18 protein-coding genes are annotated in these 13540 nt (G+C 57.8%); 1 reads left to right on the forward strand and 17 read right to left on the reverse strand.

The features are described from left to right. Positions 1–23: 23 nt before the first annotated feature. Positions 24–728, forward strand: a complete 705-nt coding sequence (locus KGL31_03225; protein ID MDE2320918.1) for an endonuclease III domain-containing protein — start codon at positions 24–26, stop codon at positions 726–728. On the opposite strand, the gene KGL31_03230 is transcribed toward KGL31_03225, so the two are convergent. The 17 genes from KGL31_03230 to infA all read right to left on the reverse strand — a co-directional run bounded on the left by KGL31_03230 (position 711) and on the right by infA (position 13528). After that, the gene (locus tag KGL31_03230; GenBank protein ID MDE2320919.1) at positions 711–2567 is read right to left on the reverse strand and encodes a threonine synthase; all 1857 of its coding nucleotides are present in this window, start codon (positions 2565–2567) and stop codon (positions 711–713) included. The two genes, KGL31_03225 and KGL31_03230, sit on opposite strands and share 18 nt — an antisense overlap. A gap of 98 nt (positions 2568–2665) precedes the next feature. Beyond that, the gene (locus tag KGL31_03235) at positions 2666–3061 is read right to left on the reverse strand and encodes a metallopeptidase family protein (GenBank protein MDE2320920.1); all 396 of its coding nucleotides are present in this window, start codon (positions 3059–3061) and stop codon (positions 2666–2668) included. Next, complete coding sequence (locus KGL31_03240; GenBank protein ID MDE2320921.1) at positions 3058–3753, reverse strand: rhomboid family intramembrane serine protease; 696 nt, start codon at positions 3751–3753, stop codon at positions 3058–3060. Before KGL31_03240 ends, KGL31_03235 begins: the two co-directional genes overlap by 4 nt. A gap of 116 nt (positions 3754–3869) precedes the next feature. Next, the gene (locus KGL31_03245; GenBank protein ID MDE2320922.1) at positions 3870–4538 is read right to left on the reverse strand and encodes a protein-L-isoaspartate(D-aspartate) O-methyltransferase; all 669 of its coding nucleotides are present in this window, start codon (positions 4536–4538) and stop codon (positions 3870–3872) included. A gap of 252 nt (positions 4539–4790) precedes the next feature. After that, a complete protein-coding gene (locus KGL31_03250; protein MDE2320923.1) occupies positions 4791–5651 on the reverse strand; it encodes an RNA polymerase sigma factor RpoD/SigA in 861 nt (286 codons plus the stop codon). Between the two features lie 147 nt (positions 5652–5798). Beyond that, complete coding sequence (locus KGL31_03255) at positions 5799–6341, reverse strand: methylated-DNA--[protein]-cysteine S-methyltransferase (protein MDE2320924.1); 543 nt, start codon at positions 6339–6341, stop codon at positions 5799–5801. A 4-nt stretch (positions 6342–6345) separates the two neighbouring features. Then, on the reverse strand, positions 6346–7500 hold the full coding sequence (locus KGL31_03260; protein ID MDE2320925.1) for a PD-(D/E)XK nuclease family protein: 1155 nt from the start codon (positions 7498–7500) through the stop codon (positions 6346–6348). Continuing rightward, positions 7493–8170, reverse strand: coding sequence for an MBL fold metallo-hydrolase (locus KGL31_03265; protein ID MDE2320926.1), 678 nt, complete (start codon positions 8168–8170; stop codon positions 7493–7495). Before KGL31_03265 ends, KGL31_03260 begins: the two co-directional genes overlap by 8 nt. An 18-nt stretch (positions 8171–8188) precedes the next feature. Continuing rightward, positions 8189–8923 carry an SDR family oxidoreductase gene (locus KGL31_03270; GenBank protein MDE2320927.1) on the reverse strand — a complete coding sequence of 245 codons (735 nt, stop codon included), beginning with the start codon at positions 8921–8923 and terminating at the stop codon, positions 8189–8191. A gap of 277 nt (positions 8924–9200) precedes the next feature. Then, on the reverse strand, positions 9201–9377 hold the full coding sequence (locus tag KGL31_03275; GenBank protein MDE2320928.1) for a hypothetical protein: 177 nt from the start codon (positions 9375–9377) through the stop codon (positions 9201–9203). A 559-nt stretch (positions 9378–9936) separates the two neighbouring features. Further along, positions 9937–10425 carry a 50S ribosomal protein L17 gene (gene rplQ, locus KGL31_03280; protein MDE2320929.1) on the reverse strand — a complete coding sequence of 163 codons (489 nt, stop codon included), beginning with the start codon at positions 10423–10425 and terminating at the stop codon, positions 9937–9939. Positions 10426–10477: 52 nt separating this feature from the next. Next, positions 10478–11494, reverse strand: a complete 1017-nt coding sequence (locus tag KGL31_03285; GenBank protein ID MDE2320930.1) for a DNA-directed RNA polymerase subunit alpha — start codon at positions 11492–11494, stop codon at positions 10478–10480. A 21-nt stretch (positions 11495–11515) separates the two neighbouring features. Further along, positions 11516–12142: a 30S ribosomal protein S4 gene (gene rpsD, locus KGL31_03290; protein MDE2320931.1), complete on the reverse strand. Its 627-nt coding sequence runs from the start codon at positions 12140–12142 to the stop codon at positions 11516–11518. 117 nt (positions 12143–12259) lie between these two features. Next, complete coding sequence (gene rpsK, locus KGL31_03295; protein MDE2320932.1) at positions 12260–12670, reverse strand: 30S ribosomal protein S11; 411 nt, start codon at positions 12668–12670, stop codon at positions 12260–12262. A 33-nt stretch (positions 12671–12703) separates the two neighbouring features. Then, positions 12704–13078: a 30S ribosomal protein S13 gene (gene rpsM, locus KGL31_03300; GenBank protein MDE2320933.1), complete on the reverse strand. Its 375-nt coding sequence runs from the start codon at positions 13076–13078 to the stop codon at positions 12704–12706. Between the two features lie 62 nt (positions 13079–13140). Beyond that, complete coding sequence (gene rpmJ / locus KGL31_03305) at positions 13141–13254, reverse strand: 50S ribosomal protein L36 (protein MDE2320934.1); 114 nt, start codon at positions 13252–13254, stop codon at positions 13141–13143. 55 nt (positions 13255–13309) lie between these two features. Then, positions 13310–13528: a translation initiation factor IF-1 gene (infA, locus tag KGL31_03310; GenBank protein MDE2320935.1), complete on the reverse strand. Its 219-nt coding sequence runs from the start codon at positions 13526–13528 to the stop codon at positions 13310–13312. Positions 13529–13540: the final 12 nt, after the last annotated feature.

The raw sequence follows: 13540 nt of genomic DNA on the forward strand, positions 1-13540 counted from the left end.
AAAATCGATCACAATATGTGGATATGTCACAGACCGCAACAGGGCGTCGGCTCCTCTCCCTCTACCGACATCTCTTCCGTCATTTCGGACCACAGCGCTGGTGGCCAGCCCGCTCCAGGTTCGAGGTCATTGTCGGCGCCATTCTGACCCAGAACACCGCCTGGACCAATGTTGAAAAAGCGATCAACGCGATTCGGGCCGCACGTCTGCTCAACCCCCGTGGCATCGATGGCACACCGCACGATCGACTCGCGCGGCTCATCCGTCCGACAGGTTATTATAACATGAAAGCCGAACGCCTGAAGCATTTCACCTGCTTCCTGCTGGCGCGTTACAGCGGAAGCGTGCAGCGAATGTTTCGAGGAAAGCGGCCCGGATTGCGGGAAGAGCTGCTGGGAATTTTAGGGATTGGCGAGGAGACGGCTGACTCCATCCTGCTGTACGCGGGCGGGCGGCCGATTTTTGTCGTGGACGCGTACACCCGTCGAGTGCTGGAACGGCATGGGCTGATCGCGGCAAACGCACGGTATGGCGAGATTCAGCGTCTCTTTATGGCACACCTGCCGGCTGATCCGGCGCTCTTCAATGAATACCACGCCCTGCTGGTAGCTGTCGGGAAGTCCTACTGCCGAAGAACACCGAACTGCAACGGTTGCCCCCTCCGGTATGACCTGCCTGCCTGTGCGTCGCACGCAGACAGGCCGAAGGCATCACCGCTTCTGCCGTAGCCAGAGTAAATTATACCCTTCCACAAAGGCGTTCACCGAGGCGACGATAATGTCCGGGGAGGTTCCGATGGCGACAATCCGACTGCCTTCGGCGTCTTTCATGACAATGGTGGTCTCGACCGAGGCATCGGTCCCTGGCGAGCTGATCTCCACATTGTAGTCGATCAGCTCAAAGAAGAGCTTCCCGCGGGTCAATGCGGCCTGTTTCAGGGCGTTGATGACCGCATCCACCGGCCCGACGCCCACGGCGGTCGCCTCCACCTTCTCCCCGTCGAACAGCACCCAGACGGCCGCCTCCGCCTGACCATGGAGCGACGTCGAGACCTTAAAATCCTCTACCGTAAGGATAGGCTTGTGAACGGAAAGGCCCTTGAGGACATTCTCAACAATGTACTGAAGGTCGGCCTTCATGATCGGCTTCCCTTTCTTGACAAACTCCTCGATCAACGATCGCACCTTGCCGGCGTATTCCGCGGTCAGCTTAACCCCGAACTCCTGTCGTACCCGCACGGTGATATCGGTCACCGACGGAACTTGCTCAAACAGGTTCTTGTCGCCGTTCTTGGCGCCGGCGGCCCGGATCTCATACAGGCGTAGCTTCAGAAACTTTTCAACCTCCTGCAATGAGGGATCGATCGTAGCCGGCGACGGGAGGACCCGCAGCGCCGCCCTGGGATCCTTGAGCCCATTCCCTGTAGCGAGGCAAACCACCGTCTCATCCGCCCTCACCCGCGCGCTGGTGAGCAGGAGCGCAAGCACCCCGACTGGGATCGCCCCGGACGGCTCGACGAAGATCGACTCCTGGCGCGAGAGCTGCTGCTGGGCCTGCAAGATCTCGGTATCGCTAAGCGACAGGGCGCATCCGCCTGATTCTCGCAGCGCAGCCAGCGCCTTCAGCCCGTCCAGCGGATCGCCTGCCATCAGCGCCGAGGCGACCGATTCCGGTTTCTTCACGGGAACAATGGTATCGCTTCCCTGGTTGAACGCGGCCACGATCGGCGAACAGCCGATCGGCTGGACACCGATCATTCTCGGCAGGGACGCGATCAACCCCAGTTCGTGAAACTCTTTAAACCCCTTCCACAGGGCGGCGATGTTGGTCCCGCAACCCATCGGGACGATGACAACGGCTGGAGCCTGCCAGTCTAACTGCTCCACGATCTCGAACGCCTGTGACTTTTGACCTTCGACGCGGAAGGCGTAATCACCAGCCAGGTAAAACCCGTAGCGCTGGCTCATCTGCTCGGCGATGGAGGCCGCATCGTTATACGTCCCCCGGATCTGGAGGACCCGGGCTCCATAGGAGAGGGCCTGAGACATCTTGCCGATTGGGGTCCCCTCCGGCACCGCCACATAGCAGGGCAGATTCGCGATTGACGCATAGGCGGCGACGGAGCCGGCCATATTGCCGGTGGAGGCCACGCAGATCGCCTTGGCGCCTTGCTCTTTGGCCTTGGTGATCTCCACCAGCGTCCCTCGATCCTTGAACACGCCGGTCGGATTCATCCCTTCGTTCTTGATGTAGAGATGTTTGATCCCTAACTCCTTGGCCAACCGATGGCACCGGTAAAGCGGCGTTCCGCCCTCATCAAGCGAGACCACCAGATCAAGGTTGAGGATAGGGTAGAAATCAAGGTATTTGAGCGCTTTGATCGGTGAGGTCTTGAGCGAGTATCGATTCAGGCGAGCCCTGATGTAGGCATAGTCGTAGCGCACCCCCAGCGGTTTGCCGCAACTGACGCAACGCGAGCTGCTCTCCTGCTCGGTGCAGGTTGTGCCGCACGCAATGCAGTAGAGCTCGTAAAACCTGGCCTCCCCACGCCTTCCCTTCGGGGCCATTGATCCTCCTAAACGTTGTAACTCGTTAAGAAACCCGTTCAATCTAGCGGGGTTGACCCCGTAGTGTCAAGAGTTTTCCAGGGGCGAGAACCGTCGCATTACTCGTATCCGGCCTGTTCCAATTCGTCTTCAGAGAGACCAAAATGATGACCGATCTCGTGCAGTAAGGTCGTACGGATCTGCGCCTGGACCTCCTGTTTGGTCCGACAGCCCTCCTCAATAGTTCGTTGGTACAAGGTGATCTTATCAGGGAGAACCATCCCGTATGAGCTGCTCCGCTTGGTGAGCGGGATGCCGGTGTACAGGCCAAAAAGGGTTTCCGCTGGATCAGTCCCGGCCATGGCTAACTCCTCGGATGTCGGGCGATCCTTCACCACGATCTCGACGTTGGTGAGGCGTCCCGCCACTCCTGGCGGCAGAGAGATGATCGCCTGAGAAACCAGTCGACGAAACTCCTCGCGGCTCAGCGCCAAGGTCCGCCTCTCCGCGCTCACAATAGCTGATCCCTCCAGTCGAGCCGCTTGTGGCTGCCGGTGAACGGTATCACCATCACGAGGCCTGCCACGAACCCTCCGACATGAGCGAGCCACGCGACGCCTCCTACCTGCATACCCAGCGTCATGACACCGTTCAGAATCTGAACAATAATCCAGAACCCGAGGACGACCAACGCGGGGATCTCCATAATGCGATAGAAAAAGCCCAGCGGAATAAGGGTCAGGACGCGGGCACGGGGAAAGAGGAAAAGATAGGCTCCCAGTACGCCGGAGATCGCCCCACTGGCGCCGATCATCGGGATCTTTGAAGCTGGATTCGCCCAGATCTGAGCAGCGGCAGCCGCCAGCCCGGAGAGCAGATAAAAGACCAGAAATTTAAGTCGTCCCATTCTGTCTTCTACGTTATCGCCGAAGATCCAGAGATAGAGCATGTTGCCCCCAAGATGGAACAGGCCACCATGTACGAACATTGAGGTGAAGAAGGTGGCATAGAGCGGGACAGGATGCGGGATCAACGGATCACCACTACTGATCTCCAATGGAGTCAGACCATACAGGCGGATAAACCGCACTGTCGCCCCTGGTGGCAGCATCCACTGATTCAAGTGCACAAGGATGTTGACGCCGATGAGCCCAATCGTGACGACTGGGGTATGATAGGAAGGGACATTATCCCTGAGTGGGATCACAACAGCTCACAGTTCAGCATTCGTCGTTCACGGAGAACATAGACCTACGTTCTATAAGCGCTATACCCGGCGTTATGGAGGGACCAGGCCTGGCCAATACGATGAACTGCGAACTGTTACCAGTCCGAGGCGCCTCCCTTTCCCGTCAACGGCACGAAGAGCACAGGCGCAATCGAGCGGATCCGCAATTTCCCGCCATGCTTTTCCCCAAGGACCAGATCCTGCGTTCCTCTCGCAATTCCTACCGGGATCGCTATTCGCCCCCCCTCGCGCAACTGCTCGATCAACGGGAGCGGGATCTGCGGGGCACCGGCAGCGACCACGATCCCGTCAAAAGGGGCGACCTCGGGCCATCCCTCGTATCCATCCCCCTGTCGGACGCGCACATTCCGGTATCCGAGAGCCTCCAGGCGGGCACAGGCGCCTTCCGCAAGTGACGAGATGATCTCGACACTATAGACCTCGGCCCCCAACGCGGCCAGAATAGCGGCCTGATAACCTGAACCGGTCCCAACCTCAAGGATTCGATGCGACGGTTGTACCCGGAGGAGTTGGACCATGAGCGCGACAATGTAAGGCTGGGAAATAGTCTGTCCCGCCCCGATAGAGAGCGGACGGTCTTCGTAGGCAAAATGTTTCAGGGCCGGCTCGACGAACAGATGGCGGGGAACCCTCTCCATCGCCGCGAGAACCCGCTCATCGACAATATCTCTGGCCCGGAGCTGTTCCTCTACCATCCGCCATCGCGCTGCCGCCGAGCTTTCATCTTCATATTGGTCGGCCACGCATCCTCCTGAAACGATCAGACTGAAGGGCCACGCGAGCGCAAGGCGACGCAAGAGCGAGGCAAGCGTGGAGGACCTCACGGCGTCCCACTATGCGACTGCCGGGTCACGAGACGCAAGCCGTACCGGGCAAAAAACAACAGCCCTGATCTCTCGTAAAAGATCAGGGCTTATCGATCCGACCATAATCCATTTCAACTGGGCTGTTCCCCCCGTCCTCGTGATGCTGAATGACTCGGCAGATCGAGCGAGTTAATTCAAGTAATCTTTCAGATGCCTGGACTTAGCCATCACGCACAATTTCTGCTTGGCGCGCTCCTCGATCTGTCGGACCCGCTCCCGCGAGAGCTTGAGTCGGTTGCCAACCTCCTTCAGAGTCATCGCTTCTTCCTTCCCCAACCCGAAGCGCAACTCCACAATAAGCCGCTCTCTGGAGGTGAGACTGCCAAGCATCCGCTCCACCTCTTCACGGAACGAACTTCGGATCAGTTCGTAATCGGCAGGAGGAAGCTGTTTCGATTCATATAACTCCATCCCAATCCGCTGTTCAAGGCCGATGTCATCGCTAAGAAAGGCCAACTGACCTGCCCTGTGCAACGCCCCCTCAAGGTCGCTCGCGCTAAGGTCTAATTCTTCCGCCACCTCCGAATCGGTCGGCGCAGCTTGTAATTGCTGGGAGAGATCGGCGCGGACGTCGTCAACTTGCGATGCGAGGCGAGCCTTTCGGAGCGGAAGCCTCACCGCCCCTCCGCCAGCAGCCAAGGCCTGCATAATCGCTTGCCGGATCCACCAGACTGCGTAGGTGATAAATTTGACGTTATACTCCGGCGAGTAGCGGCGCGCAGCTTCGAGCAGACCGATGTTGCCTTCGTTGATCAGGTCCGGCAGCGACAAGCCGCATCCTCGATAGCGGAGGGCCACCTTGACTACGAAACGGAGGTTGGCCTCCACCAGTTGCTTTAAGGCCTTCTCATCCCCCCGTTGAGTCGCCTTTCCCAGCTTAAGCTCCTCCTCCTTCTTCAGGAGGGGCACCTGAGCAATCCGCTTGAGATACGCGCCAAGGGCGTCGTTAGAGACCCCTTTATAAAAATTTGCGAATGATCCTTTCGGCACTCTGTCTCACTTATGCGGGAAGCCAGCGGCCGCTTGTCGTATGAACACACCACGCTTTGGCAGTAGAGCCTAACACACTGTTTCATACATTGTCAAAGATGAGACATTTCTTGGGTGATTCGCGCCGCGCGTACGCCGGCGAACGGCTCAGATTTCACGGCGACTCCGCAGAGGCGTCACACTCTCCAGATTTACGCCCTCAAAAGCCAACAACTTCGCCTTTACAGAAGGGCCACCCCCGGAATACTCCCCGAGGCGACCATCGCTCCTGATCACCCGATGGCACGGGATTAACAACGGGATCGGGTTCTTGGCCAATGCTGTCCCAACCGCACGGACAGCTCGCTCCGCGCCGATCGCGTGTGCGACCCATCGGTATGAGCGGACTTTCCCGGAGGGGATGGTTCTGACCTTTTGCAAGACCTTCCGTTGGAACGGTGTGAGGCGAGACAAGTCAATCCGACCGGAAAAGCGCCGCATCCCTGTCAGATGATCCAGTATCTGTTTGGCCATCTCTTCCGGCAGGTGAGGATCCGACATCGGCCGAACGCCGAATGCCCTCACGCAGGCCCGCTCAAAGCGACGGCCATCCGACCCAAAGGCAACACAGCAGACAGCCTTGCCATGATAAGCCACATAGAGCCGTCCAAGCGGGGTTAAAACCGGTGCGTATCGAAGAGGAGGCGACATGCGATCACAACGTCAGGTATCGCTGTAGCTTTTCAACGAAGGGAGAGCTCAGCCGCGCCAGTTCCACCTGTCTGAAAAGCAGAGGCAAGCTTTCGGCGGACAGCCGAATCCATCCGTCTACCATACCATCCGGGGTAGTCTTCGGACGTAATTGGCCCACACTGATCCAGAGCTGGCCGTATTCGGCAAAACGGATCTCCGCCCCTTCGTGCTCGGCCGCCACCGCGATCGCCTCCCGGAGCGCGTCGCGAGCAATAGATTGCATCTCCAGCCCCCTTCGCTCAGCCGAGGTCTGGACCTCCATCGATCGGCCATTGCCGAACACCTTGTCGGATCGGGCAAAGGTTGAATCGGGGTGGTCATTCCAGAGCGAACAGATGTTCTGGTAGGTACACCAGTGGCACAGACTGCTTTTAATCGGCTTGAACTCGGCGTCAGCCTCAATCCGATCGATGGCGGCGATCGTCGAACTTTTCAGCCTCTCGAGCGCCTTCGGCGTTCGCGTTGAACGGAATTCCCTCCCAAAAGCCAGGTAGTGCCAAACCAGATCGATCTCTTTAGCGTCAGGCCATATCCCTTCCACCGCGAGCTGATAGAGGGCCAGTTGCCGATCAGCATCCAGATTTCCCTGGCTCGGCAGACGGCCGGACGTCTTATAGTCATGGATCTCATAGCGCCCCGACCCGACACTGACAAGACGATCGATGTACCCTTGAATCTTGTAGCATCCATGAGGGTCAAGGGAGGTAGCCACCTGATATTCCAGCCCCAGTACCTGTCCGTGGTTGAACGGCTGATGCGCCTGATAGTAGTTGACCAGACAACGCTCGCCAAACTCCTTGTAATGATCCAGTGAGCGGTCCTGCTTAACAATCTTCACCTGGTTATGCCAGTGCTGCCCCCACTGCCGGTGATAGTCGTTCAGCAGATCAGCCAGACTCAGATCTTCACCAGACTGCAGGTCTCGATAGAGCTTATGAAGCGTCTCATGGACCCGTGATCCAAGGAATGCCTCGATCGACTCCTCCTCACGAGGAATCCGGTCGATGTAGCGAAATCTATACTGAAGGGGGCAGGACTCGTACGTGGAGAGCCGGGAAGCTGAGTAGATTGGTCCTGAGCTTTGTCGAAGGATCGACGCTCCGTCAGACTTAGGCATTGCCCGTCGCGCGGAGGAACGCGGCAAGGGAGTGACACTGAACATAGCGGTTCTTTTTTCGCTCCTCGCCGATGCTGCTGGAGGTACGACCAGCAGCATAGTTGTGGCCGGGCAGGACCACGGTCGTGTCGTCCAGCCTCATCACTCTATTAGTCAGCGAATCATACATCTGCTCAGGACTGCTGCCCGGGAGATCGACTCGGCCGCACGAGCCGATGAACAGCGTATCCCCCGTCACCAGGCGATCCTGTACCAGAAAACATTGTGAGCCCGGCGTATGGCCAGGGGTATGGATGATCGCCACGGTGACGTCGCCCAGGTTTAGGGTGTCCCCATGGTCGACTCGCTTGATGTTCGATCCGGCAAGGGGGGTCAGGTGGCCGGCCTCAGCTTTATGAACGACCACCTTGGCATCTACCCGATCAAGCAACTCCGCGACCCCCTGGATCTGCAAACCGAACAGCTTGCCGCCCACATGATCGGGGTGGGAGTGGGTAACCAGGATGTGGGTGAGTCTCATCCCATCGACCTGGGCGAGTTCCACGATCCTATCGATCTCCCAGGCCGGATCGATCACGGCGGCCTCCTTCGTCCTGGTCGAGCCGATCAGATAGACGTAGTTGGCCATCTCGCCCAGTTCTATTTGCTTCAGATAGAGAGTGTGGCTCATTTCATCCTTCATGGCTTCTTACTGGATCGATCGACCCCCATCCACCACCACGACCTGACCGGTGATGAAATCCGAGCCCTCCACAAGGAAGAGGATGGTCTGGGCGATATCGGACGGGTCGCCGATCCGTTTGAGCGGCGTCCCTCTGATGATCGACTCGCGCTCCTTCTCGCCGTACTCCTCTGCCGGCAGTACCGTACCAGGTACGACAGCGTTCACCTGGACCTCCGGCGCCAGCGCCTTTGCCAGCCCCTGGGTGACGGTCATCAACATCCCCTTAGAGACCGAATAGGGGAGGAAGTCGGCCCACGGTTTGATCCCCGCGACATCGGCGACATTGATAATCTTCCCCGCTCCCTGCCGCCGCATCAGCAGGCCTAGTCGTCTGGCCAGCAGGAACGGCCCTGTAAGGTTGACGCGCAGGAACTGCTCCCAATCCTGTACGGTAAGCTGTTCGAGCGGCGTCCTTCGGAAGATGGCGGCGCTGTTCACCAGAACGTCGATCTTCCCACACGCCTCGACGGCGCGGTCGGCCAGCGTCTCAACCTCCGCTGGCTCAGCCAGATCGGCCTGAATGGCAAAAGCGCGCCGGCCAAGACGCTCCACCGCCTCCACCGCCTTATGGGCTTCGGAGACGCTGCTTCTGTAGTGGATCACCAGATCTGCGCCCCGGCCGGCCATCGCCAGGGCAATCGCTCGGCCCACACGCCTGGCCGCCCCTGTCACCAGCACCGCCCGCCCGTGAAGCTCCATCTCCCCCGCTCAGTTGATGACAGCCTCGCCCCGCGACGCCTTCACCCGTAACTCGATACGCATGGTCAGGGTAACATATCCGATTCGAGATTATGATACTGTTTGGACCGGCGACTGCCAAGCATTATCTCCCGCTTCGCTGAAATGCTGTGAGGGATCGCGGGGCTCGGCTCATAGCTTGCCGGCCCCAATCTGCCCGTCGGCACTGAAACACAAAGGGCCCCCCGGATCATACCGGGGAGCCCTGTCGTCTTGAGCGGCCGCTCGCTGTCGTACCCTACCCTACCTTTGGCACGGCTATCCCGCACTTCTCGCAGACTTTCATCATACGACCGCGCGGATTAAAAACCATGCTCCAGATCAGATCGCCGCCGCACTGACACTGCCCGGCGGTTTTCTTCACCTGATTCTTAGTGCGACTGGCAAGCTTTGCTCCTTGTGGCTTCTCCGCCATGTCGACTTCTCCCTCCTTTCACAACAATATGCAATCAATAGTACTTGCCCTGCGCCGGACCCACCTGTCTGCATGCCACGCACAGGCAGGCACGAGTACACCGTAAGCGTACCACACTGCGATACACCCTGCAGGCGCACGCCTATACGTAGCGTACTATAAGAATATCAAACCGAATATATCAGCGGTACCGAAGGAAGAGCCTGAGGGACTAGCTGCTTCGGTGGGCCGTAGTGCTCGGAGAAAGTATTGTATTCATGGTTAATAGTTTGTCAAATACAATCTCCTGTGGTTAAGAGTGGCCGAGGCGATCATGCAGCGGATAGGTCTGGACTTACTGACATCCATCACTCAGACGCGTAAACCCGACGCGCAGACCTGACCTAACTTATACCATCAGGCCATCGGCCAACCGCTTATGATCATGCTAGGCCGGATCAGCCTTCCTGTGCGTCGCTACCATCCATCATTCCATCATTGGCTGTTTCTCCGGTAGCGAAGGGCAAGGTGCGTCGCTTAGTGGGCATTCTCCGGGGAGATAGGCGACAACTCGTCGTCCTCAAGCACCGGCTGCCCTTTCGACACCCGGTGAATGGGCCGGCCGAGGCGTCTGTCCTGATGTCGGCGCTTTTCCTTTATCCCCACGCCTCCCACGGCGCCTAGCGGGATTTGCCGGAGGTTCGACGCCGGCGCCAACCTCTACCAGCTCAATGGCTGCGAGCGGGGCGCCATCGCCCATTCTGTACTCCAGCTTTGTCATCCGTGTATAGCCCCCGTTTCGATCCTTATATCGGCCGCCGATTGAGTCGAACAACTTTTTTAAGACGTTCCCGTCCTCGATAACCTCGGCTGCCTGTCGGCGCGCATGCAAATCCCCGCGCTTGGCTAGTGTGATGACCTTATCTGTCAGCTTGCGCAGCTCCTTCGCTTTCGCCTCAGTGGTAACGATCTTCTCGTAATGGAAGAGTGATGTCAACAGATTACGGAGGAGCATCTCTCGATGAGCCGTTGTTCGGCCGAGCTTCCTCCCAGCTTTTCTGTGTCGCATAGCAGGCACTCCTGCCTGGCCGCACGAAATCAGGCCAAGCTCAGACCCCTGTTCAGGCCTTCGGGGTCTTGTCACCTCGTTTCCCGAAGAGCTCGCCAACAGGGAGGTCTTCCAGTTTCATTCCCAGGGTCAACCCCATGCCGACGAGGATCTCCTTGATCTCATTCAGAGACTTCCGACCGAAATTCTTCGTCTTCAACATCTCGGCCTCGCTCTTGACGACCAACTCATGGATGTATCGAATGCCGGAGTGCTTCAAACAATTGGCAGACCGCACCGAAAGCTCCAACTCGTCGACGCTTCGATTCAGGTTATCCTGTAGCCGTTGCTTCGCCTCGTCGACGACAACCCCCTCCCCCTCGGGCTCCTCCTCAAAGTTAGTAAATATGCTCAGGTGATCCTTGAGGATCTTTGCTGCGTACGCGATGGCGTCTCGTGGCAGAACGCTCCCGTCAGTCCAGACCTCCAAGATAAGCTTGTTGTAGTCAGTGATCTGGCCGACCCGGGCGTCCTCAACCAGGAAATTAACCTTCCGGATCGGGGAGAAGATTGAGTCTATAGCGATAACATCGATAGGTTGCCCCTCCCGTTTGTTACGTTCAGCCGGGGCATACCCACGTCCATGGCACACCTCCATCTCCAGCTCGATCTTACCATCCTGATCCAAGGTCGCAATATGCAAGTCGGGATTTAATACCTCTATATCCGAATCCGGAGTGATATGCGCTGCTCGAACCTCCCCCTCTGAGAACGCCTTAAGGTACAGGGTCTTGGGGTGATCAACGTGAAGTCTGAGTCGCAGCCCCTTGAGGTTAAGGATGATATCGCTTACATCTTCTTTCACCCCAGGGAGGGTTGAGAATTCATGTAGCACTCCGGTGATCCGAATAGTAGTTACCGCGGCCCCCTCAATTGCGGAGAGGAGGATACGACGAAGCGCATTACCGATGGTCAATCCGAACCCGCGTTCAAAGGGCTCCGCAAAAAACTTGCCGTATGTGCTGGTCAGAGATTCCAGCTCGCACTCCAGCCGCTTTGGCTTCTGGATGCCCTTAAACTTCTGAATCATCAAAACCTCCCACGCCCACCATTATTTGGAGTATAGCGCAACAATCAGCTGCTCCTCCACCGGGATGGCGATCTCCTCTCGGGATGGGATCGATCGGACAGTCCCTTTCATGTTGGTCGCATCAAGCTCCAACCAACTCGGCAACGTTCGCCGCTTCGCCCCTTCGAGAGCCACCTTAATCGCCGCCAGTTCGCGACTCTTAGGCCGCACCTCGATGGTCTCACCCGGGCGAACCCGATAGGACGCTATGTCCGTCTTTCGTCCATTCACAAGGATGTGACCGTGAGTGATCAAGATCCGCGCCTGTGCGCGGGATGCGGCAAATCCCAGGCGATGAACAACGCTGTCCAGTCGTTGTTCTAGAATCCTGATGAGGTTTTCCCCCGTAATCCCTGTCTGTCGCTCGGCCAGACGAAAATATTTCCGGAATTGCGTTTCCAGGACGCCGTAGATTCGGCGCATCTTCTGCTTCTCACGTAGCTGCCTGCAATAGTCTGATACCTTCGTCCGTCGCTGACCATGCATGCCGGGAGCGTAGTTCCGCTTCTCAATCGCGCAGTTGGCAGAGAAGCATCGATCCCCTTTCAGGAACAGCTTCAGCCCTTCTCGCCTGCAAAGCTTACACACGGGATCCCGATATCTAGCCACAAACCCCTCCTCCCAGGGGAGTGGTGTTGCCCCCCGTCACACTGACGCTTCGGCGAATCGCGCTCTTAACGTACCTTCTTGGAACGACCGGGCCATGTATCGACAAGAACCACTGGGTCATACACGTCTCCGCTTGGACGGCCGACAGCCGTTGTGTGGGATCGGCGTCACATCCTTAATCGCCACAATCTCCATACCTGCCGCCTGTAATGCCCGAATGGCTGCCTCTCGACCCGCGCCCGGCCCTTTGACATACACCTTCACTTCTTTCATGCCGTGGCTCATCGCCTTCTGGGCGGCACTATCTGCGGCTCTCTGCGCGGCAAATGGGGTACTCTTCCGGGAACCTTTGAACCCCACAGAGCCAGCACTGGCCCATGCGACAACGTTGCCTGTCACATCTGTAATGGTAACAATAGTATTGTTGAACGTCGCCTGGACGCAGGCGATCCCGTGAGCGATATTCTTGATCTCTTTTCTGCCGCCCGCACGTCCCGCAGGACGCCTCGGTTTTACCTCCTCCGCCATTCTTCCTCCAGTAGCTGAGCTGTCAGCTCAGCGCTACGTTTTCTTACCCTTCGCACCGACCGTCCGGCGAGGCCCCTTGCGCGTCCTGGCATTAGTGCTAGTTCGCTGGCCACGAACCGGGAGGCCCCGGCGATGTCTGAGGCCGCGGTAGGCGCCTATATCCATGAGCCGCTTGATGTTCATAGAGATCTCACGTCTGAGATCCCCTTCAACTCTGTAGTTCCCCTCAATGGTTCGCCGCAGCTTCGTGACCTCCTCTTCAGTGAGGTCCTTCACGCGGACATCCGGGCTGACCCCGGAGTCCCGTAAGATCTTGTGCGAAGCAGGGCGGCCGATACCGTAGATATACGTCAGCGCCACCTCAAGACGTTTTTCTCTCGGAAGATCTACACCGGCGATGCGTGCCATAGTTTCCTCAAAGAACAGCGTTCAGCTGTCAACCGCCAGCCAATAGCTGTCCGGTGAACCGACTATCCTTGTCGTTGTTTGTGCCGAGGATTTTCGCAGACGATCCGCAGCACCCGTTTCCGTCGAACAACCTTACACTTCTCGCACATCGGCTTGACTGACGCCCGAACCTTCATGACAACCCCCGCGCCACAGAATCGCTCATCGTCCTTCCGCCCTTCACCTTGATGCCTACTTATACCGGTAAATGATCCGCCCTCGGGTCAGGTCGTACGGAGAAAGCTCTACAATCACCTTATCTCCCGGTAGAATCCGAATGAAATGCATGCGCATCTTTCCGGACACGTGCGCAAGGACTTTATGTCCCGTTTCCAGTTCTACTCGAAACATGGCATTCGGTAGCGGCTCAATGACGGTCCCCTCAACTTCAATCGCCTCTTCCTTCGGCATCAGCGGCCCGCA

This window comes from Candidatus Methylomirabilota bacterium (genome assembly GCA_028870115.1).
In the GTDB taxonomy this organism is placed as follows: Bacteria; Methylomirabilota; Methylomirabilia; order Methylomirabilales; family Methylomirabilaceae; genus Methylomirabilis.

What these genes read in the sequence shown, in the direction of transcription:
- KGL31_03225 (MDE2320918.1), top strand. Translation starts at nt 24, where the DNA reads ATGTCACAGACCGCAACAGGGCGTCGGCTCCTCTCCCTCTACCGACAT.
- KGL31_03230 (MDE2320919.1), bottom strand. Translation starts at nt 2,567, where the DNA reads ATGGCCCCGAAGGGAAGGCGTGGGGAGGCCAGGTTTTACGAGCTCTAC.
- KGL31_03255 (MDE2320924.1), bottom strand. Translation starts at nt 6,341, where the DNA reads ATGTCGCCTCCTCTTCGATACGCACCGGTTTTAACCCCGCTTGGACGG.
- KGL31_03260 (MDE2320925.1), bottom strand. Translation starts at nt 7,500, where the DNA reads ATGCCTAAGTCTGACGGAGCGTCGATCCTTCGACAAAGCTCAGGACCA.
- KGL31_03265 (MDE2320926.1), bottom strand. Translation starts at nt 8,170, where the DNA reads ATGAGCCACACTCTCTATCTGAAGCAAATAGAACTGGGCGAGATGGCC.
- KGL31_03270 (MDE2320927.1), bottom strand. Translation starts at nt 8,923, where the DNA reads ATGGAGCTTCACGGGCGGGCGGTGCTGGTGACAGGGGCGGCCAGGCGT.
- KGL31_03275 (MDE2320928.1), bottom strand. Translation starts at nt 9,377, where the DNA reads ATGGCGGAGAAGCCACAAGGAGCAAAGCTTGCCAGTCGCACTAAGAAT.
- rplQ (MDE2320929.1), bottom strand. Translation starts at nt 10,425, where the DNA reads ATGCGACACAGAAAAGCTGGGAGGAAGCTCGGCCGAACAACGGCTCAT.
- KGL31_03285 (MDE2320930.1), bottom strand. Translation starts at nt 11,494, where the DNA reads ATGATTCAGAAGTTTAAGGGCATCCAGAAGCCAAAGCGGCTGGAGTGC.
- rpsK (MDE2320932.1), bottom strand. Translation starts at nt 12,670, where the DNA reads ATGGCGGAGGAGGTAAAACCGAGGCGTCCTGCGGGACGTGCGGGCGGC.
- rpsM (MDE2320933.1), bottom strand. Translation starts at nt 13,078, where the DNA reads ATGGCACGCATCGCCGGTGTAGATCTTCCGAGAGAAAAACGTCTTGAG.
- rpmJ (MDE2320934.1), bottom strand. Translation starts at nt 13,254, where the DNA reads ATGAAGGTTCGGGCGTCAGTCAAGCCGATGTGCGAGAAGTGTAAGGTT.
- infA (MDE2320935.1), bottom strand. Translation starts at nt 13,528, where the DNA reads ATGCCGAAGGAAGAGGCGATTGAAGTTGAGGGGACCGTCATTGAGCCG.